Raw genomic sequence first — 17,539 nt, 5'->3', positions numbered from 1 at the left:
CGCGTGAGTCTCGCGACCGCGCCGGCTGGCGGCTATCAAATTCGTGCGCCGGCCATCAGGCCAGGGCGCGCCTGGCTTCGCCCAGTGTCACGCCCACTTCGCGCCTGAACACCGCGCCCAGGTGGCTCTGGCCGCAGTAGCCGAGGTCGTGCGCGAGGCCGGCGAGGTCGGTGTCGCCGTCGGCGAGGCGCTCCATCACCGAAGCAAGGCGCAGGTGCTGGCGGTACTGGTGAAGGCTCAGGCCGGTCTGCTCGCGGAAGCTGCGCGCGAGGTGAAAGGGGGAGCGCGAGACTGCGTCGGCGAGCTCGTGCAATGAAAGCCGTGCTTCGCGGTCGACGGTTTCCGCGAGCAGTCGCCTGGCGCGTGCGACCGCGCCCGTCAGCGGCAACTGTTGCCGCGAGGCTTCGAGCTCGTCGACAAGCGATGCGATGGCCTGTGCGCCGCCATCGCCCGCGCGAAGTTGCCGCCGAGCAGCGTGAACCCGGTACAGCGACCTTGGTGAGAGCAGGCAGAACGCGGGCGTTGCATCGGGGCGAGCGAGCCGATGGCGGCTGACCACCACGCTCTGCCGTGTCGCGCGCACCACGGGGCGCAGCTGGTAGACCATGGCATCGACCAGATGCATCGCGGTCAGCCCGTCGACCTGCCAGGTGCTGTCGCTCCAGCGCACATCGAGCACGGTGCGGCCTGCAGGGAAGATGATGCGGCGCGATTCGAGCGTGTAGGGGCCGCTCCAGCCGGGCTCTTCCTTCGCATGCGAGCGCAGGTGCTCCACCGTGAACTCGTGTCCGGCGTAGAGGAGCGTGCGGTCGTGGGGCATGGCGCCGTCATTCTGCGCGCCTGACGGCTGCCGGCGGCTACTTGCTGTTGTCGCCGTTGTCGCCGTTGTCGTCGCCCCAGCGCCAGCGCGGCGGTTCGCCCTTGAGCCAGCAGACGAAGACGAGCGCGAGGGTCGGGATCATGAGGCCGAAGAAGAAGCGCAACGGTTCGCGCTCGGGATGAAGTGAGTACACCGCCGTCAGCACCAGCGCGGCGTAGACGGCGATCACCAACCAACCCTGCCAGCGGGTGGGAAGGCCCCAACCCCAGCCGTAGCGCTTGGCGGGAAACCAGTAGGGCTGTTGCTGTTTCTGCATCGAGTTTCTCCTTGTCGATCGGGCAGCCTCTTCGTGTTTTTCTCATGACCGCGGCGTTCCTGGCGGAACCCGGGCGGATTCTGTCCGCATTGCCTGAAGAGATCCTGAGCGCCCGAACGCCGGCTTGCTCAGGCGAACGGAAACGGCCCTTCCATCGCCCCGATGTGGCTGACGTGGCTCACCATGCCATGCGCTTCGCTACACAAATGCAGCATGCAGCCCGGCCTGCCCATGTACGAGGCCGGCGCCGCGCCGGGGTCCAGCCGCAGCGCGATCTCGGTCGTGCTGCTCGGGCAGGCGCACACGACGGTGCCCGCCCAGCGTCGCAGCATGGCGCGGTGCACATGGCCGCACAGCACGAGCTCGATGTTGGGAGCGCCGCGCACGATGGCTTCGAGCGGCGCCGTGTCCATGCAGCGATAGGCGTCCATGTAGGGAATGCCGCTGACGAAGGGCGGGTGGTGCAGCATCAGCAGCGTCGGCTTGCTTCGGTCGGCCTCCAGCGTGCGCCGCAGCCACGCGAGGCCCTGCGCGTCGATACCGCCGTGGTGGAGGCCGGGAATGCACGAGTCGAGCGCCACGATGCGCACCGGGTGCTCGTCGATGCAGTAGTGCAGAGCGCCCTCGGCCGGCAGGTGGCCTTGGTCGGCGAAGGCCGCGCGGAAGTTCTCGCGGTGGTCGTGGTTGCCGGGAATCACGAGGTACGCGATCTCCAGCTTTGCGAGCAGTCGCCGCGCCTGCGCGTATTCCTCGGGGTGGCCTTCGTCGACGAGGTCGCCCGTCAGCAGCACGAGGTCGGGGCGGCGGTCGAGTGCGTGGATGTGGTCGATGGCTTGCTCGAACATGCGGTTCGAGTCGGCCACGCCCTGGTAGAGCTGGCCTGCGGGGCGGATGTGCGGGTCGGAGATCTGTGCGATGAGCATGCGGTGTCTCGTGTTGCTGTCGCCACGAAGGCAAGCACGATCCGTTCCGCAGCGGGGCCCGAAGCTCAGATGCCGACGAACTCCGCCACTTCCGACAACGGCGCGCGCTCGGTCACCAGCGCGTCGAGCGGGCGGCTGCGGTCGGCATGGCCGATGGACATGCCGGTGAAGAGCATTCGCTCCGGCGGCAGTCCGATGAAGCTGCCGATGGTCTGCGGGTAGATCGCCCAGCATTCCTGCGGGCAGCTGTCCAGCCCCTCGGCGCGCAGCAGCAGCATCACGTTCTGCAGCACCATGCCCAGGTCGGACCACTGCGGCGGGCCCATGCGGCGGTCGACGCTGCAAAAGAGAGCGAGCGGCGCGCCGAAGAACTGGTAGTTGCGCGCGAACCATTCGCGGCGCGCCGCCTTGTCCTCGCGCGGAATGCCCAGTCGTGCGTACATGGCCTCGCCCACGGCGAAGCGGCGGTCGCGGTAGGGCGCGACCAGCTCGCGCGGATAGATGTCGTACTCGCTGCCTTCGCCGGCGGGCGCCTCGTGCACGCGCGTGCGCATGATCGCCTTGAGTTCGGCGAGCTTCTCTCCGCCCACCACGTGCAGGTGCCAGGGCTGCAGGTTGCCGCCGGAGGGCGCTCGCAACGCCTGTTCGAGCACCCGGCGGATGACGTCGCCGGGCACCGGCGTGTCTAGAAAATCGCGCACCGAGCGGCGGGTGGCGATGGCGTCCTGAACGTTCATGCAAAAGTCCTCTCGAGGCCGATGCTAGGGGCAACCCTCGGATGGCCTCAATCGTCTCTTCCGACGATGCCGCGGAGCATGGCCGCTGCCTAGCATCCGCCCAGCGTACAGGAGACAAGACATGTTCGGATTGATGCAAGACCGCCCGCTGCTGATCTCGTCGCTCATCGACTACGCGGCCAACTTCCACCCGCATGCCGAAGTCGTGGGCCGCACCGTGGAGGGGCCGGTGCATCGCACCAACTACGCGCAGATACAGCGCCACTCCAAGCAGGTGGCCAATGCGCTGAAGACGCTCGGCATCGAATCCGGCGACCGCGTGGGCACGCTCGCTTGGAACACCTGGCGGCACCTGGCGCTGTACTTCGGCGTGTCGGGTTCGGGCGCGGTGCTGCACACCGTGAACCCGCGGCTCTTTCCTGAGCAGATCGACTACATCGTCAATCACGCCGAGGACAAGGTGCTGTTCTTCGACACCACCTTCGCGCCGCTGGTCGAGAAGCTCGCGCCCGCGCTGAAGTCGGTGCGCGCCTTCATCGCGATGACCGATCGTGCGCACATGCCGGCCATCGACGTGCCCAACCTGCTGTGCTTCGACGAGCTCGTCGGTTCGCAAAGCGAGCAGTACGACTGGCCCGAGTTCGACGAGCGCACCGCCTCGTCGCTCTGCTACACCTCGGGCACCACGGGCAACCCGAAGGGCGTGCTGTATTCGCATCGCTCCACCGTGCTGCACTCGCTGATGGAATGCGCGCCAGACACCTTCGGCGTCAACTCGCAGATGACGCTGCTGCTCGCGGTGCCGATGTTCCACGCCAACGCATGGGGCATGCCGTATGCGGCGGCGATGACCGGCATGAAGCTGGTCATGCCCGGTCCGCACATGGACGGCCAGAGCCTGTACGAGCTGATGCGCGACGAGAAGGTCGGCTTCTCGCAGGCCGTGCCGACCATCTGGCTGATGCTGTTCCAGTACTTCGATGCGCATCCCGAGATCGACACGCGCGCCATCGGCCTCAAGCGCATCGGCGTGGGCGGCGCCGCCACGCCGCGCAGCATGATCGAGCGCTTCGAGCGCGACTTCGGCGCCGACTTCGTGCAGGGCTGGGGCATGACCGAGACCAGCCCCATTGGCGTGATCGGCAACCTGCTGCCCAAGCACCTGTCGATGCCGAAGGAAGAACAGATGCGCGTGAAGATGCGCCAGGGCCGCGGCGTGTGGGGCGTGGAGCTGAAGATCGTCGGCGAGGACGGCCAGCGCCTGCCGCACGACGGCAAGGCCTTCGGCCACCTGCACGTGCGCGGGCCGTGGATCGCGAGCGGTTACTTCAAGAGCGAGGGCGGGCCGGTGCTCGATGCGGAAGGGTTCTTTCCGACGGGCGACGTCGCCAACATCGACGAGGACGGCTACGTGCAACTGGTCGATCGCGCGAAGGACGTCATCAAGTCGGGCGGCGAGTGGATCTCGTCCATCGATCTCGAGAACGCGGCGAGCCTGCACCCCGCGGTGGCCGAGGCGGCGGTGATCGGCATCGCGCATCCGAAGTGGCAGGAGCGTCCGCTGCTCATCGTGGTCAAGCGTGCAGGCATGGAAGCCACGCGCGAGGAACTGCTCACATTCCTCGCGGAGCGCGTCGTGAAATGGTGGCTACCGGAAGACGTGGTCTTCGTCGACAGCCTGCCGCATACAGCCACCGGCAAGCTGCTGAAGACAAAGCTGCGCGAACAGTTCAAAGGTTACGTTGCGACGACATCTCTTTGACAGTTCAGTGACTTGTTCGAATTTTCTGTGGACAACTCTGTGAGTTGTGGGTGGAGGTAGGGAGGCAGAGCTAGAACTGGCGTGGCTTCCCACCACGTTGCCTCTTGAATAGGCAGCCGCATCGGCGGCCTTGCGGCGGGTAGTCCAAAGGCCCAATGCGGGCGCGAATGTATACAAACCGGAGGGCGCGGCGCGTGCCTGCTCATTCGTGATCTTCCCGACACCGCGAAACTACTTGGTGCCCCGCGCAAGTTGCGCCCGTCCGAACGGCGTGATGCGGCGGATCACCGCCAGCTCCTGCGGCGATCCGTCGGTGTCCTTCCAGGCGAGTTCGGGGCTTATGGCCGCATCGACGAACCCGGCCTGCTTCAGCACCCCGACGCAGCCGATCTCCTGCGGGTCCTCCACCCGAAGGGGGAAGGCCGAACGTTCTATGGTGCGCAGGTAGTCCAGCGGCTCGAGGCCCGTCTTCGCTTTTCCCGATGCCGCACCGACGCTGCCGCGACCGCCGCGCAGCTTGTCGATCTCGGCATGCCCTTCCTCGGTGATGCAGACCACCAGCGCGGCCTGTGCCAGCCTGTAGCTGCCGAGGCCTGTGTCGAATGCCGGATCGATGGCGGCCTCGATGAGGCCTGTGGCCTTCAGGACGGAGACGCGCCGCACGTCCTGCGCGTCGGTCACGTGCATCGGCAATCGAGCATGCTCCAGATGGAGAAGGTATCTGAGCGGCACTGAAGGACCCCTGTGATCACCTCCCTCGGCCGTCGATGCCGCGCCATGCCGCCCAGCCGGAGCAGAAAAGGCGAGAACGCCCCCCGGCTCCCTGGACAACTCATGCGCCCCGGTGAATCCGGCTCACGATGGAGCCGGCCGGGGAGGGGATGGATTGTGAATATTTGTCAACAATTCTTGTGAGGTCCGGGGGCGAGCGCCATCACCGAAAAAGGGTATTCCCTCCGGCCAGTCCTGAAGTGCCGCTGGCCGGCGGTACTGGCGAACTCAGTGCTTGTGACCGCCATGCCCCGCCGGTTGCCCCGGTTGCGCCGAAGCATTCAGCGCCCGCACCGGCGCCTTCACCTCGACCGTCTCGCGCTTGCCGTCCTTGCCCTCGAAGGTGAGCGTGAGGGGCACGGTGTCGCCTTCCTTCACCTGCTGCTTGAGGTCGAGCAGCATCACGTGATAGCCGCCGGGCTTGAGCTCGACGGTCTTGCCTGCGGGCAGGTCGAGCGCGGGGATCTGGCGCATGCGCATCACGTTGTCCTGCATGGCCATCTCGTGCACTTCGACCACGGGCGTGACGGGTGAACTGGCCGAGACCAGCTTCGTGTCTTGTGCAGCACTGATCTGCATGAACGCGCCGGTGGCCTTCTGCTGCGGCACGGTGGCGCGCACCCACGCGTCCTTGACGGTGACCTGCGCGTTCGCGGCGTTCGCGGTGAGCAGCAAGGCTGCACTGGTGATGGCGAGGATGTGTGCGATACGGTTCTTCATGATCAAGATCTCCTTGGGTTGGAATGATGAAAGTCAGGCCTGCAGGATCTTGCGCAGGTCGTCGGCGCACTCCTGCGCACTCTGTTCGTGGCGCAGCACGATGCGGATCTTGCCCTTGGGGTCGAAGACGTAGCTGAAGGCCGAGTGGTCCATGGTGTACGAGGAGCCGGTGGGCACCTTCCGGTAGAACACCTTGAAGTCCTTCGCGGTCTGGCTGGTTCGCTCCATGTCGCCGTACAGGCCGATGAAGCTCGGGTCGAAGGCCTGCGTGTAGGCCTTGAGCACGACGGGCGAATCGCGCTCGGGGTCGACGGTGACGAAGATCACCTGCAGGCGATCGCCGTCGGCGCCGAGCAGCTTCTTTATTTCCGCTGCGCGCACGAGGGCGGTGGGGCAGACGTCGGGGCATTGGGTGAAGCCGAAGAACATCATCACGGCCTTGCCCTTGAAGTCGGCGAGCGTGCGTTCGCGGCCGTCCGCGTCGCTCAGGCGGAAGTCCTGCGCATAGTTGGCGCCGGTGATGTCGACGCCGTTGAAGCTGACCGGCAACACCTTGTCGCAGGCCGCAAGGGTTGCGAGCGCGGCGATGGCGCTGCCGGTGAGCAGCAGGCGTCGCCGCGTCGGGTGGCTGGATTCTTTTCTGGTCATTGAAGGGACTCGCTCCGGCGCCTGTCGGGGCGCCGATGGATTCGTTGCAGAAGCGCATGCGTTGGATGAGCGACGGGCCTCGTGCAGAGGCGCGCCGCGGCATCACGCGTGCGGGAACTGGGGAAGAAGCCTCAGGCGAGCGAGGGAGGTCCGCGCGCCGGCAGCGGCGCGGCGGTGACCGCGGCAATGTGCGCGGACGCAACAGGCTGCGCAACGCGAGCCAGGGGCGCGAGCGTCGGCAGATCGACAACGGGCCTCGTCGCGGGCGGGGCGCCGTTGAGCACGCACAGCGGGCAATCCATGTGGCCCGCGCCCATCTCCTGCGCGCCGTCGTCGGTGTGGACGATGACCTTGACCGATCCGGCGTTCGAGCAGACCAGCTCCACCGTCTGCGGATGCACGAGCGGGGAGGCGATGGCCACGCCGAGCGACAGCGCAAACCACAGTAGCGCCCAGCGGATCAGGCCCGCGCCCGGGCGCCGCAATCCCGTGCCGGGGCGGTTGGGGGTGGCCTGGAAAGAAGACGCGGGCATCGGTCCGGATTATCGGCCAGCCTTCATCGGGCTTGCTCCCGACCCCGTCAGGCAAAGAAAAAAGCCTTGTAAGTCGTTGACTCACAAGGCTTTTCTGTTTTATTGGTGGCTCTTCACGGACTCGAACCGCGGACCTGTGGATTATGATTCCATCGCTCTAACCGACTGAGCTAAAGAGCCGTTCGGTGGTGTTGCACACCGAGCCCGCGATTATAGCCCACGCCGAAGGCGTTGCTCAACTACCCGACGGCAACTTGCCCAATTCTTCGGAAACGAGCCGCACGATCAGCTTGTCCAGCGTCTGCACCGAGTAGTTGCCGACGTCGTGCACCGTCTGCGTTCCCGGGCCGCTCGCCGGTTGCGTCGCTTCCCTGTAGGTCAGGAACACGAAGCGCCCGCCGGTGTACTGCGCGATCTGGCGCTGGATGTATTCGCCCTGCTTGTCCAGCCCCGATGCGCCCACGCTGAACACCTTGATGCCCTTGCCGAGCGCGGCGACCATGTCGTCGTCGTACTGTGGGCCGCCGTAGTCGAGGTGCGGCGGCGCATCGGCCAGCAGCACCACGAGGCGGGTGGTGTCGTTGCCGCGCCAACTGAGCTTGTGGACGGTTTCGTTCAGCGCCTCGTTCATTGCCTCGGGGTAGTCGCCGCCGCCCGCTGCGCGCAGTGCGTCGAGCACACGCTGGAAGCCGTCGAGGTCGTTGGTGAAGTCGTGGCGGCGCACGAGGAATTCGTCGCCTCGGTCGCGATAGGCCACGAGGCCGAAGCAGGTGTCGGGGCGGCTGGGCAGCCTTGCGACCTGGTCGGCGATGGTGCGCAGAGTGCTCTTGAGCTTGGCGATCTCGTCGTCCATCGAGCCGGTGGCGTCGATCAGGAAGACCAGGTCGAGCCTGGCGCGCGGCGGTATGGCGCCCGGCTTGCCGCCCAGCACCACGTCGACCGCGTTCTTCTGGCCGCGCTGCAGGAAGGCCGTGCCCAGGCGGCCGTTCTTGCGCACGGTGACTTCATAGACGGCGCTCTGCGCCTTGTCGAAGGCGTTCGGATGCAGCCATGCGCGGCCGCCCGCATCGGTGCGGGCCCACATCGCGGCGCCGTTCGCGGCCTGCACCGCCACTTCGGCATCGGGCACGACCGCGCCGCGTGCGTCGCGCACCTGCAGCAGGTAGCGCGCGCTGATGTCGCGCTCGCGGTGCGGGACCTGCGTGCGGCCGTGGAAGGCCAGGTATTCGCCGAAGTCGGCGTTGTCGTCGACCATGCCGGCGGTGACGGGTTCGTTGGCCGGGCGCTGCGCCTGCACAGGCGCTTGAAGTTCACCTGACGCGCGGGCCGTGGGTGGGGGCGCGCCTGGCGCAACGGGCGCAGCCGAAGCCGGCGGTGCCTCCGCGATGGCATCGGCGGCAGCGGCTCCAGCCAGTGCCGACCTGGCCGCCGGCGCCGCCATCGGCTTCGGTGCCGTGGGCGAAGGCACGACGGCAGGGCTCGCCCTGTATTCCTTCGATGTCTCGGCGTACCTGCGTTCCTCCCGCGCGCCGGAAACGCGCGGCATGCCCGGCGTCTCGTAGGTGCGCACCGGCCGTGCGCAGTTCGTGGCGGAGGGCGCCTCGAAGTTCGGCAAGGTCTGCGTCGGCAGCGTGCGGCTGTCGGGCGCGGGCGTCGGCCAGCGCACGGAGCTTCCGATTGCGGGCATTTCCGTGGCGCCGCTGGTGCTCAGCAGCAGTTGGGCGCACAGCAGCACGACGAGCGGGCGGCGAAACCGGGGGACGAAAGGCTGGGTCATGGAGGCACTCCGGGTGGTTGGGTGCTGGCTGATACGGCCCGCTTGCGCCTTCGGGGTTAGTCAGTCGTGAGTTTTTTTGCCGCCTCGAACCCCGGTGCGCCTCTTCGCCCGTACAAGCTCGGGTGAAAATCCTCCGATGTCCGCGCTTCCCCGCGCCCCTTCAGCCAAGAACGCCCCCGAGCGCCAGGCCATGCCCGACGATCAGCTGATGCTGGCCTACGCGCAGGGCGATGCCGCCGCGTTCGACGTGCTCTACGCGCGCCACGAGGGCGGGCTGTTCCGCTTCGTCAAGCGGCTGCTGGGCGCGCGGCTCGCCGCGCAGGCCGACGAGGTCTTCCAGGACACCTGGGTGCGGATCATCACGGCGCGCGAGAGCTTCTCGCCGCAGGGCGCGACATGGCGCACCTGGGCCTTCACCATCGCGCACAACCTGGCCATGGACCGCCTGCGCGTGAGCGGGCGCGAAGTGGCACTCGATGCTCACACGGACGACGACAGCGACCCCGTGCCCACGCTGGAACGCGGCGTGCGCGGAGCAGCCGCAGATGCGGCGGCGCATCCATCGGCCGAAGAACTCGCGTTCTGGCGCGCCGCGGGCCGCCGCCTGCTGGCCTGTCTCGACGAACTCCCGGCCGAGCAGCGCGCCGCGTTCCTGCTGCACCACGAAGACGGCCTGACCGTCGAGGCGCTGGCGGCGAGCCTGGAGATCGGCTTCGAGACCGTGCGCAGCAGGCTGCGCTATGGCCTGCAGAAGCTGCGCGGATGCATGGAGCGCTATCTGTCGGTGCTGGAGAAGCAGATATGAGCGGCGGCAACGGCAACTCCGGTTTCGACGACGACCTGCGCGACCCGGCGCTGCGCCGCGCGCTGGACCACGCGCCCGACAGCGAGGCCACGCCGCATCCGCGCACGCGCGATGCGATCCTGAAGATGGCGCACAACCTCGCGCCCGCGCCGGTCGACGCAGGCCCCGCAGCCAACAACGCGAGTGCCGCGCCCTGGTGGCGCCGCCTGTTCGGCGGTGGCGAACCGCACGCGCGCATGCCCTGGAACGCCGCGTTCGCCACGGTGCTGGTTGCAACTTTCGTGACGGTGCTCTGGCATCGGGAGCCCGTGCCGGATGCACGGCTCGATGGCGAGGCGCGCGTTGGCGAGGCGACCGCGCCAGCGCCGGCACAAGCGCCTGCCGCCGCGCCACCACCACCCGCAGCGCCCGCGCCGGCCCAGCCTTCGGCGGACGCCGCCGCTCCGCAGGCAGAGCTGCAGGCCGCGCCCGCTGCGGCGGCACCGGCTCCTGCAAGAGCACCCGTGGCGCCTGCGCCCGAAGCGGAGCGGCGCGCCAGGATTGCGCGCGATTCGGTGGATTCGTCCACCAAGAGGGCAGCCAAGGAGGCCGCCACCATGGCGAGCGCGGACGCCGCCCGGAAAGCCGAGCCGGCACCTCCTGTTCAGCAGGCGGCGCCCGCCGCGCCTGTCGCTCCCGCTACGCCTCCGGCTCCGCTCGAGTCGCCTGCGCCGTCTGCATCGATTGCGCCTGTTCCGCCGCCTCCGGTCGTGGCCGGGCAGGCTGCACCGGCACCAGCACCGCAGCCCGCGCCCATCGCGCGGGACGAGCGTCGCGAAGCGTATGTGGAAGGCGAACAGCGCCGTCGTGCCTATGCGGCGGAGGCTCCCGCAGCGGCCGCGCCAGCATTGCCGCCGGTGGCGGTCGCTCCCGCGCCTGCCATCGCGCCGGCACCCGGTGCGGCTCCACCACCGTATCGCGAGTCACAACGGGATTCCAGCTCGGCACTCGCGAGCCAGGACAACTCCGGCGGCGCAAGCGCTGGGGCCACAGGCGGACTGCGCCCCGCGCCATCGAGCCCGGCCGCGGCCAAGGCCATCGTGCCGCGGAGCGTGGCACCGTTCTCCGCGCTGGACCGCTGGACTTCCTTCGCCTTCACGCGCAACGGCGCGAGCGTGCGCCATGAGCGTGGCGACATCGAAGGCCTGCCGGCCCTGGTGAGCACCGTGGCGCGCTCGGCCACGGCGGCCGACGAGCCGCTGGCCGCGCCTGTCGAGGCGCGCCTCGAGCTCTATCGGGGCAAGTCGCTGGTCGCCGTGCTGGAGATCGCCGGCAGCCAGGTGCGCTGGACGCCGCAGCCTGGCGGCGCGGCCCTGGTCGGCACGCCGCCGGCCCAGGCGCTCGACGCGCTGCGCTCTCTGCTGCAGCGCTGACGGGCAGGCCCGTCGTCAGGCGTTCTTGAAGTCCGGCTGGCGCTTGGTCAGGAAGGCGTCCATGCCTTCCTTCTGGTCCTGCGTGGCGAACAGCGCGTGGAACAGGCGGCGCTCGAACATCACGCCGTCGCTCAGGCCGCTCTCGAAGGCGCGGTTGACCGATTCCTTCGCCGCGATCACCGAGATCTGCGAGAAGCCGCAGATCACCAGCGCCGCGCCCAGTGCCTCGTCGGCGAGCTTCTCGAAGGGCACCACGCGGCTCACGAGGCCGGCGCGCTCGGCTTCGGCCGCGTCCATCATGCGTGCGGTGAGCACCATGTCCATGGCCTTGCTCTTGCCCACCGCGCGCGGCAGGCGCTGCGTGCCGCCGGCACCGGGGATCACGCCGATCTTGATCTCGGGCTGGCCGAACTTGGCGTTGTCGGCCGCGATGATGAAGTCGCACATCATCGCCAGCTCGCAGCCGCCGCCCAGCGCGAAGCCGGCCACCGCGCCGATCACCGGCTTGCGGATCGAGCGGATGGTTTCCCAGTTGCGGGTGATGTAGTCGCCCTTGTAGGTGTCGATGAAGCTGTACTTGGCCATCGCGGCGATGTCGGCGCCGGCGGCGAAGGCGCGCTCGCTGCCCGTGAGGATGATGCAGCCGATGGCGTCGTCGGCATCGAAGGCCTTGAGCGCGTGGCCCAGCTCGGTCATGAGCGCGTCGTTCAGCGCATTCAGGGCCTTGGGGCGGTTGAGGGTGATGATGCCGACCTTGCCTGCTTCGGTCCGCACTTCGATGTTTTCGTAGCTCATGGTGTCTCCGGGGGAACGGGAAAGGGGAAGAAAAACGCGCTTCACTATACCCAGCATGGCCGGCGGGGTGATCCGTGGTGAATTGCTCCAATTGAGAATTGCTCTCATCTAGAATGCCCGCCATGGAGTTCCCGATGCAAGAACATGCCGTGTTGCTGCGGGCCTATGCCCGGGTGCAGGAGCGTTGCTCGCGCCTGCTGGTCGAACAGGCCGCGCTCGTCGAAAGACTCGAGGCGCAGATCGTGCGCCTGCGCGGCGCGCTGGTGGCGCGGGATTCGGCCATTGCCATCGTGCGCGAAGAGCTCGCCGCCCGCGCATCGGCCGGCAGCGCGCTACCGAAGCGGCTGCATGCGCTCCTGGCGCCGGGCAGCAAGCGCTACCTGAAGCCGTCCGTGCCGCCTCCGCCCGCCGACCTGCGTGAGAAGGCAGTGCTTTGCGTGGGACACGGGAAAGAGGCGCCAACGTCGCTCGCGCGCCAGCTGGTGGAGATCGCCGGCGGCCGCTACCTGCATCACGACGGCGGCGACAACGCGGACGATGACCCCGCGCTCGAAGCCAGCCTGCGCGCGGCCGACCTCGTGATCTGCCAGACCGGCTGTGTGAGCCACGGCGCCTACTGGCGCGTGCAGGACCACTGCCGGCGTACCGGCAAGCCCTGCGTGCTGGTGGGCGAACCCCAGCCGATGATGTTCGTGCGGCATCCGGCCGCGGCGGCGGAAAACGCCTAGCCTGCCAGCCAGTTCGTCACTTTGGCGGCGTCGTGAGAGAACAGCCGCCAGGTGGTCGCGCCGGCCGGCAGCACCAGCGGCAGCCTGATCAGCTTGCGGTCGCGCGCCACGATGGCGGTGCACTTCGTCGCATCGCCCAGGTAGAGCGACAGGTCGTCGAGCTTGGCGATGCGCCAGGCCTGGGCCGGCCGCTGCTGGCCCTTCTTGCCGGCCGCGGGCAGCTCGATGCCGATCCACTCGTCGTTCGCCGAGAAGCCGGCCTTTTCCGCGGCGCCGCCGCGCAGCACCACTTTCACCTGCACGCCCCCGTTGGCCTCGGCCACGCGCAGGCCCAGCGCCTGAGCCTGCTGCGACGGGTCTTCGAGCGTGGCCACGCCGTGCGCGCGCAGCAGCAGCGATAGCGGAAGTTCTTCCGTCGAATGCACCCAGCGCGCCAGTTCCGCCTTGTACGAACGGCCGCCCACGGCTTCGAGCGCGGCTGCGATGTCTTCCTCGCTGATCGGCCCGCCGCCGCTTTGCCGCCACAGGTGGCGCATCACGTCGTCGAGCGAGCCCTTGCCTTCGTGGCGCAGCGTGAGGTCGAAGCACAGCGCCACCAGCGCGCCCTTGGTGTAGTAGCTCACCGTGCTGTTGGGCGTCTGCTCGTCCTGGCGGTAGTACTTGACCCAGGCGTCGAAGCTCGCGTCGGCCACCGGCTGCACCAGCCGGCCCGGCGTCTGCATGACCTGGTTGATGGTCTTGTTCAGCAGGCGCAGGTAGCCCACGTCGTCGATGCGCCCGGCGCGCCGCAGCAACAGGTCGTCGTAATAGCTGGTGAAGCCCTCGAAGAACCACAGCAGCTGCGTGTAGTTCTCCTGGCTGTAGTCGTAGCGCGCAAACTCGGCAGGCCGCATGCGCTTGACGTTCCAGGTGTGGAAGTACTCGTGGCTGATGAGCCCCATCAGCGTGGTGTAGCCCTCGGGCTGCTTCTTCTTCTCGCCGCGCTGCGGCAGGTCGCGGCGGTTGCAGATCAGCGCGGTGGAGTGGCGATGCTCGAGGCCGCCGTAGCCGTCGTCGACCACGTTGAGCATGAACACGTAGCGGTCGATCGGCGGCTTCGGGCCGCCGCGCTTGCCGACCTTGTCGCCGTGCCAGAAGCGCATCTCCGCTTCGCAGATGGCCTTGGTGTCGGCGACGAGCCTGTCGCCGTCGAACGATGCAGCGGCGCCCGCGACCACGAAGCGGTGCGGCACGCCGCAGGCCTCGAAGTCGGCGCTCCAGAAGGCGCCCATCTCGACGGGGCTGTCGGCCAGCTCGTCGTAGCCCGAGGCCAGGTAGCTGCCGAAGCCGTGCTTGTCGGCCTTCTGCGGCACGAGCGCCGTGGCGCACGACCAGCGCGCGGCGTCGTCGGCCAGAGTGGGGGCAACGATCTCCAGCGCATGCGGCGTCTCGGTCTGGCCCTCGACGCGCAGGCACACGCTGGTGCCGTTGAAGAAGCCGCGCTCGGCATCGAGCCAGGCGGTGCGCACCGAGTTGTCGTACGCGCAGACCTGGTAGTTCAGCACCAGCGGCTGCCCGGGCGTGCATTCGACGAGCCAGCTGCACTTGTCGAGCTGCGTCAGCGCCGGCTTGCGGCGGCCCTGCGCGGCGCGCAGGCCCTGCAGGTTCTTCGCGAATTCGCGAACCAGGTAGCTACCCGGAATCCACACCGGCAACGACACGCGCTGCTGTGCGGCCGGCGCGTCGATGGTGAGGGTGACGCCGAACAGATGCGCGTGCGGGTCGGCGCATTCGACGCGGTAGTGCACGCCTGCCGCGTGCTGCGCTTGAGCCTTCGTCGCCATCAGCTGGACGAAGCCGCGAGTTGCTTCTCGACCTGCTCCGCGGGAATGGCACCCGGCGTGCGCGTGCCGTCGCTGAAGATCAGCGTGGGCGTGCCGGTGATGTTGTACTTGCGGCCGAACTCGACGTTGCGCTGCAGCGCGGTCACGTCGCAGCTCGCGGGCGCGGAGGCCGGGCGGGTGCTCGATTCCATCCAGTCGCTCCAGGCCTTGCCCTTGTCCTTGCTGCACCAGATGTCGCGCGACTTGACGTTCGAATCGGGTCCGAGCACCGGGTACAGGAACAGGTACACGGTGACGTTGTCGACCGTCTTCATGTCCTTCTCGAAGCGCTTGCAGTAGCCGCAGTTCGGGTCTTCGAACACCGCGAGCTTGCGCTTGCCGTTGCCGCGCACGATCTTGATCGAGTCTTTCAGCGGCAGCTGGTCGAAGGCGACGGCGCTGAGCTTCTCGACGCGTTCCTCGGTCAGGTTCTTGCGCGCCTTCACGTCGATCAGGTTGCCCTGGAAGAGGTAGTTGCCCTGTTCGTCGGTGTAGAAGATCTGCGAGCCGTTCACGCGCACTTCGTACACGCCCGGGATCGGCGACTTCGACACCTCGTCGATGGCCGGGAATTGCGGAATGCGCGCCGGCAGGTTCTTGCGGATCTCGGCTTCGCCTGCGGTGGCGGCCACGACCGCGCCAAGCGTGCAGGCGGCGAGAAGAAGGTTGCGTACGAGTGTCATCGGGAGATCCGTCGGTTCGGTCGGTATTCGGTCGAAGGGTGGGGCGTCAGGCCTTCAGGCCCATCGCCTGCGCGGTGATCCAGTGCTTGACGAGGCGGGTGCGGTCGAAGCCGCGCATGCCCCAGTTGCGCAATGCCTGCAGCGGGCCCAGGTCGTGCGCGAAGAGCTGCTGCAGCCCGTCGGTCGCCAGGCTCATCTGCAGCACGTCGGCGCGGCGGGCGCGTTCGTAGCGGCGCAGCAGGCGAGCGTCGCCAACGCTGCGCCAGTAGTCGCGATTCTTGATCACGTCGGCCAGCTCGGCCGCGTCGGCCAGTCCCAGGTTCAGGCCCTGTCCGGCCAGCGGGTGCACGGTGTGGGCTGCATCGCCCGCCAGTGCCCATGAGCGGTTCGGCTGGCCGGGCATGGCGCCGGTCCAGCGGTCGGCGATGGCGCGGGCCAGCGGCCAGGCGGCGCGCTCGCTCGTGAGCCTGAGCGCGCCGAGCGCGTTGTGGCTGGCCTCGGTGACGGCGGCGGCGAATTCCTCGTCGCCCTGCGCGAGCAGTCCGGGCGCGCGCAGCTGGTCGGCCGACCACACCAGCGCGACCGTCTTGCCGTGCGTGCCGTCGAGGGGCAGCAGCGCGAGCACCTCGCCCTTGTCGTTGAACCACTGGCGCGCGATACCGTCGTGCGACTGCGCAGCTTCCAGCCGGGCCGCGATCGCGTGCTGCGGATAGCGCGTGACCTCGTAGCTCACGCCAAGCGCTTCGCGCGTGGCACTGGTCCTGCCTTCGCACACCACGGTGAGCGGCGCAGCCACGGGCTCGGCCACGACTTCGATCAGGGGCTGGAAGCGCACCGCGTCGGCAAGCTGCCGTTCGAGCGCGGGCACGTCGACGATCCAGGCCAGCGCATCGACCTTCTGGCGCGCGGCGCTGAACTGCACCCGGCCGCCTTCGTCGCCGTGCACCAGCATCTCGCGCACGGCGGTGGCGTGGGCCGCGTCGGGCCAGGCACGCAGCGATTCGAGCAGCGCGCGGGAGGCGGTGTTGAGCGCGTAGGCGCGGATGTCTTCCTTGCCCTGCGCGGCCGGCGGCACTACCAGCGCGACGCGCACGCGCTCGCGTGCGAGCAGCAGGGCCAGCGTACGGCCGACGATGCCGGCGCCGCGAATGCAAACTTCGGGGGGGAGAGCCATCGAAGGATTGTATGGACTGCGGCCGCCCCCAGGCTACGCGCACTTCGTGTCGCTTCGCCAACCCCCTCACGGGGGCGATACCAGCGGCCCGGCGAAGCCGGTTCCGCGGTATCCCTGGAAGGAACCAGGAATTTTCGAAAGCTGCAGGACAATCTCGGCCGAATTCCAAGGAAACCCCACCGTGTCCCAGCCCGCCTTCGATCTCCAGGCCACCATCTCGCGTCTGTTCGTCTACCCCGTCAAGTCCTGCGCCGGCGTGGAGCTCCCCGAAATGCTGCTGACCGAGACGGGGCTCGAGTTCGACCGCGCCTGGATGGTGGTCGACGAGCAGGGCGAGTTCGTCACCCAGCGGCAGCTGCCGCGCATGGCGCTCATCCAGCCGCAAATGAAGCACACGGAAGTGGTGCTGCGCGCGCCCGGCATGCTGGCGCTGCACCTGGCCTTCGACCGGGTCGAGGAGCCGGTGCGGGTGCGCGTGTGGAAGGACGAGGTCGCCGCCTACGACATGGGCGACATCGCCGCGCAGTGGTTCAGCGATTTCCTCTCGGAGCCCGGCAAACCGCAGACCCTGCGCCTCGTGCGCTTCGACCCCGAGCACCGGCGCCTGTCGAGCATGAAATGGACCGACGGGGTGGAAGCCCAGACCCAGTTCGCCGACGGCTACGCGCTGCTGGTGGCGAGCGAAGGCTCGCTCGCCGAACTCAACGACCGCCTCGCGGCCCAGGGCCACGGAGCCGTGGGCATCGAGCGCTTCCGCCCGAACATCGTGCTGGCCGGCATCGAGTCGCATGACGAAGACCGCGTCGACGCGCTGCACATCACGACCGGCGAAGGCGAGGCCGAGCTGCGCCCCGTCAAGCCCTGCACGCGCTGCCCCATTCCCGACATCGACCCGGCCACCGCGCTGAGCAGCCCCGAGGTCGGCAACACGCTGCGCACCTACCGAGCCGATGCGCGCGTGGACGGCGGCATCACCTTCGGCATGAACTGCATCGTGATCCAGGGCGTGGAGCACACGCTCAAGGTCGGGCAGCCGGTGGGCGCGAACTACAGGTTCGAATGAGCGACGGCGC

At 68.4% G+C, this 17,539-nt stretch carries 18 protein-coding genes and 1 tRNA gene; 5 read left to right on the top strand and 14 right to left on the bottom strand.

Going from position 1 to position 17,539, the window contains the following annotated elements; translation table 11 throughout:
* Window positions 1–55: 55 nt before the first annotated feature.
* The 4 genes from SFB74_RS28850 to SFB74_RS28835 all read right to left on the bottom strand — a co-directional run bounded on the left by SFB74_RS28850 (window position 56) and on the right by SFB74_RS28835 (window position 2,796).
* Window positions 56–820: a helix-turn-helix domain-containing protein gene (locus tag SFB74_RS28850; protein ID WP_432727838.1), complete on the bottom strand. Its 765-nt coding sequence runs from the start codon at window positions 818–820 to the stop codon at window positions 56–58.
* Window positions 821–857: 37 nt separating this feature from the next.
* Window positions 858–1,136, bottom strand: coding sequence for a hypothetical protein (locus tag SFB74_RS28845; protein WP_432727837.1), 279 nt, complete (start codon window positions 1,134–1,136; stop codon window positions 858–860).
* A 128-nt stretch (window positions 1,137–1,264) separates the two neighbouring features.
* Window positions 1,265–2,059, bottom strand: coding sequence for a phosphodiesterase (locus SFB74_RS28840; RefSeq protein WP_432727836.1), 795 nt, complete (start codon window positions 2,057–2,059; stop codon window positions 1,265–1,267).
* 65 nt (window positions 2,060–2,124) lie between these two features.
* Window positions 2,125–2,796: a nitroreductase gene (locus SFB74_RS28835; RefSeq protein WP_432727835.1), complete on the bottom strand. Its 672-nt coding sequence runs from the start codon at window positions 2,794–2,796 to the stop codon at window positions 2,125–2,127.
* Between the two features lie 121 nt (window positions 2,797–2,917).
* Between SFB74_RS28835 and SFB74_RS28830 the strand changes: the two genes are divergently transcribed.
* Window positions 2,918–4,558, top strand: coding sequence for a 3-(methylthio)propionyl-CoA ligase (locus tag SFB74_RS28830; RefSeq protein WP_432727833.1), 1,641 nt, complete (start codon window positions 2,918–2,920; stop codon window positions 4,556–4,558).
* Between the two features lie 231 nt (window positions 4,559–4,789).
* On the opposite strand, the gene SFB74_RS28825 is transcribed toward SFB74_RS28830, so the two are convergent.
* The 6 genes from SFB74_RS28825 to SFB74_RS28800 all read right to left on the bottom strand — a co-directional run bounded on the left by SFB74_RS28825 (window position 4,790) and on the right by SFB74_RS28800 (window position 9,007).
* On the bottom strand, window positions 4,790–5,245 hold the full coding sequence (locus tag SFB74_RS28825; RefSeq protein WP_432732015.1) for a hypothetical protein: 456 nt from the start codon (window positions 5,243–5,245) through the stop codon (window positions 4,790–4,792).
* 312 nt (window positions 5,246–5,557) lie between these two features.
* Window positions 5,558–6,049 (bottom strand): copper chaperone PCu(A)C, encoded by a 492-nt coding sequence (locus SFB74_RS28820; protein WP_432727832.1) that lies wholly within the window; start codon window positions 6,047–6,049, stop codon window positions 5,558–5,560.
* A 33-nt stretch (window positions 6,050–6,082) separates the two neighbouring features.
* Complete coding sequence (locus tag SFB74_RS28815) at window positions 6,083–6,697, bottom strand: SCO family protein (RefSeq protein ID WP_432727831.1); 615 nt, start codon at window positions 6,695–6,697, stop codon at window positions 6,083–6,085.
* Between the two features lie 131 nt (window positions 6,698–6,828).
* Window positions 6,829–7,230 (bottom strand): DUF2946 family protein, encoded by a 402-nt coding sequence (locus tag SFB74_RS28810; protein WP_432727830.1) that lies wholly within the window; start codon window positions 7,228–7,230, stop codon window positions 6,829–6,831.
* A 103-nt stretch (window positions 7,231–7,333) separates the two neighbouring features.
* Window positions 7,334–7,410: transfer RNA gene (locus tag SFB74_RS28805), tRNA-Met, on the bottom strand.
* A gap of 55 nt (window positions 7,411–7,465) precedes the next feature.
* The gene (locus tag SFB74_RS28800) at window positions 7,466–9,007 is read right to left on the bottom strand and encodes a vWA domain-containing protein (protein WP_432727829.1); all 1,542 of its coding nucleotides are present in this window, start codon (window positions 9,005–9,007) and stop codon (window positions 7,466–7,468) included.
* Window positions 9,008–9,143: 136 nt separating this feature from the next.
* On the opposite strand from SFB74_RS28800, the gene SFB74_RS28795 reads away from it, so the two are divergent.
* Together SFB74_RS28795 and SFB74_RS28790 are read left to right on the top strand one after the other, a co-directional pair.
* Complete coding sequence (locus tag SFB74_RS28795) at window positions 9,144–9,812, top strand: sigma-70 family RNA polymerase sigma factor (protein WP_432727828.1); 669 nt, start codon at window positions 9,144–9,146, stop codon at window positions 9,810–9,812.
* On the top strand, window positions 9,809–11,224 hold the full coding sequence (locus SFB74_RS28790; RefSeq protein WP_432727827.1) for a hypothetical protein: 1,416 nt from the start codon (window positions 9,809–9,811) through the stop codon (window positions 11,222–11,224). The genes SFB74_RS28795 and SFB74_RS28790 overlap by 4 nt, the downstream gene beginning before the upstream one ends.
* A 15-nt stretch (window positions 11,225–11,239) precedes the next feature.
* Here the strand turns inward: SFB74_RS28790 and SFB74_RS28785 are convergent, their stop codons facing one another.
* A complete protein-coding gene (locus SFB74_RS28785; RefSeq protein ID WP_432727826.1) occupies window positions 11,240–12,019 on the bottom strand; it encodes an enoyl-CoA hydratase in 780 nt (259 codons plus the stop codon).
* A gap of 134 nt (window positions 12,020–12,153) precedes the next feature.
* Here SFB74_RS28785 and SFB74_RS28780 point away from each other — a divergent pair, with 134 nt between their 5' ends.
* A complete protein-coding gene (locus SFB74_RS28780; RefSeq protein ID WP_432727825.1) occupies window positions 12,154–12,747 on the top strand; it encodes a DUF2325 domain-containing protein in 594 nt (197 codons plus the stop codon).
* Here SFB74_RS28780 and SFB74_RS28775 read toward each other — a convergent pair.
* Genes SFB74_RS28775 through SFB74_RS28765 form a run of 3 tightly spaced genes read right to left on the bottom strand, consistent with a single transcriptional unit; the run spans window position 12,744 to window position 16,466 of the window.
* Window positions 12,744–14,570 carry a M61 family metallopeptidase gene (locus SFB74_RS28775; protein ID WP_432727824.1) on the bottom strand — a complete coding sequence of 609 codons (1,827 nt, stop codon included), beginning with the start codon at window positions 14,568–14,570 and terminating at the stop codon, window positions 12,744–12,746. The genes SFB74_RS28780 and SFB74_RS28775 overlap by 4 nt on opposite strands.
* Window positions 14,570–15,292 carry a DsbC family protein gene (locus SFB74_RS28770; RefSeq protein ID WP_432727823.1) on the bottom strand — a complete coding sequence of 241 codons (723 nt, stop codon included), beginning with the start codon at window positions 15,290–15,292 and terminating at the stop codon, window positions 14,570–14,572. The genes SFB74_RS28775 and SFB74_RS28770 overlap by 1 nt, the downstream gene beginning before the upstream one ends.
* A 46-nt stretch (window positions 15,293–15,338) precedes the next feature.
* Complete coding sequence (locus SFB74_RS28765) at window positions 15,339–16,466, bottom strand: FAD-dependent monooxygenase (RefSeq protein ID WP_432727822.1); 1,128 nt, start codon at window positions 16,464–16,466, stop codon at window positions 15,339–15,341.
* 181 nt (window positions 16,467–16,647) lie between these two features.
* Between SFB74_RS28765 and SFB74_RS28760 the strand changes: the two genes are divergently transcribed.
* On the top strand, window positions 16,648–17,529 hold the full coding sequence (locus SFB74_RS28760; protein ID WP_432727821.1) for an MOSC domain-containing protein: 882 nt from the start codon (window positions 16,648–16,650) through the stop codon (window positions 17,527–17,529).
* The last annotated feature ends 10 nt before the right edge of the window (window positions 17,530–17,539 follow it).

Origin of the sequence: Variovorax xiamenensis (genome assembly GCF_050916385.1) — a bacterium.
In the GTDB taxonomy this organism is placed as follows: Bacteria; Pseudomonadota; Gammaproteobacteria; order Burkholderiales; family Burkholderiaceae_C; genus Variovorax.
The sequence above is the reverse complement of the archived record's forward strand: the minus strand, read 5'-3'. Positions and strand labels throughout refer to the sequence as shown.

Excerpts from the sequence above, each read along its gene's own strand:
- SFB74_RS28850 (WP_432727838.1), bottom strand. The coding sequence starts at position 820 with ATGCCCCACGACCGCACGCTCCTCTACGCCGGACACGAGTTCACGGTG.
- SFB74_RS28845 (WP_432727837.1), bottom strand. The coding sequence starts at position 1,136 with ATGCAGAAACAGCAACAGCCCTACTGGTTTCCCGCCAAGCGCTACGGC.
- SFB74_RS28840 (WP_432727836.1), bottom strand. The coding sequence starts at position 2,059 with ATGCTCATCGCACAGATCTCCGACCCGCACATCCGCCCCGCAGGCCAG.
- SFB74_RS28835 (WP_432727835.1), bottom strand. The coding sequence starts at position 2,796 with ATGAACGTTCAGGACGCCATCGCCACCCGCCGCTCGGTGCGCGATTTT.
- SFB74_RS28830 (WP_432727833.1), top strand. The coding sequence starts at position 2,918 with ATGTTCGGATTGATGCAAGACCGCCCGCTGCTGATCTCGTCGCTCATC.
- SFB74_RS28825 (WP_432732015.1), bottom strand. The coding sequence starts at position 5,245 with ATGCACGTGACCGACGCGCAGGACGTGCGGCGCGTCTCCGTCCTGAAG.
- SFB74_RS28820 (WP_432727832.1), bottom strand. The coding sequence starts at position 6,049 with ATGAAGAACCGTATCGCACACATCCTCGCCATCACCAGTGCAGCCTTG.
- SFB74_RS28815 (WP_432727831.1), bottom strand. The coding sequence starts at position 6,697 with ATGACCAGAAAAGAATCCAGCCACCCGACGCGGCGACGCCTGCTGCTC.
- SFB74_RS28810 (WP_432727830.1), bottom strand. The coding sequence starts at position 7,230 with ATGCCCGCGTCTTCTTTCCAGGCCACCCCCAACCGCCCCGGCACGGGA.
- SFB74_RS28800 (WP_432727829.1), bottom strand. The coding sequence starts at position 9,007 with ATGACCCAGCCTTTCGTCCCCCGGTTTCGCCGCCCGCTCGTCGTGCTG.
- SFB74_RS28795 (WP_432727828.1), top strand. The coding sequence starts at position 9,144 with ATGTCCGCGCTTCCCCGCGCCCCTTCAGCCAAGAACGCCCCCGAGCGC.
- SFB74_RS28790 (WP_432727827.1), top strand. The coding sequence starts at position 9,809 with ATGAGCGGCGGCAACGGCAACTCCGGTTTCGACGACGACCTGCGCGAC.
- SFB74_RS28785 (WP_432727826.1), bottom strand. The coding sequence starts at position 12,019 with ATGAGCTACGAAAACATCGAAGTGCGGACCGAAGCAGGCAAGGTCGGC.
- SFB74_RS28780 (WP_432727825.1), top strand. The coding sequence starts at position 12,154 with ATGCAAGAACATGCCGTGTTGCTGCGGGCCTATGCCCGGGTGCAGGAG.
- SFB74_RS28775 (WP_432727824.1), bottom strand. The coding sequence starts at position 14,570 with ATGGCGACGAAGGCTCAAGCGCAGCACGCGGCAGGCGTGCACTACCGC.
- SFB74_RS28770 (WP_432727823.1), bottom strand. The coding sequence starts at position 15,292 with ATGACACTCGTACGCAACCTTCTTCTCGCCGCCTGCACGCTTGGCGCG.
- SFB74_RS28765 (WP_432727822.1), bottom strand. The coding sequence starts at position 16,466 with ATGGCTCTCCCCCCCGAAGTTTGCATTCGCGGCGCCGGCATCGTCGGC.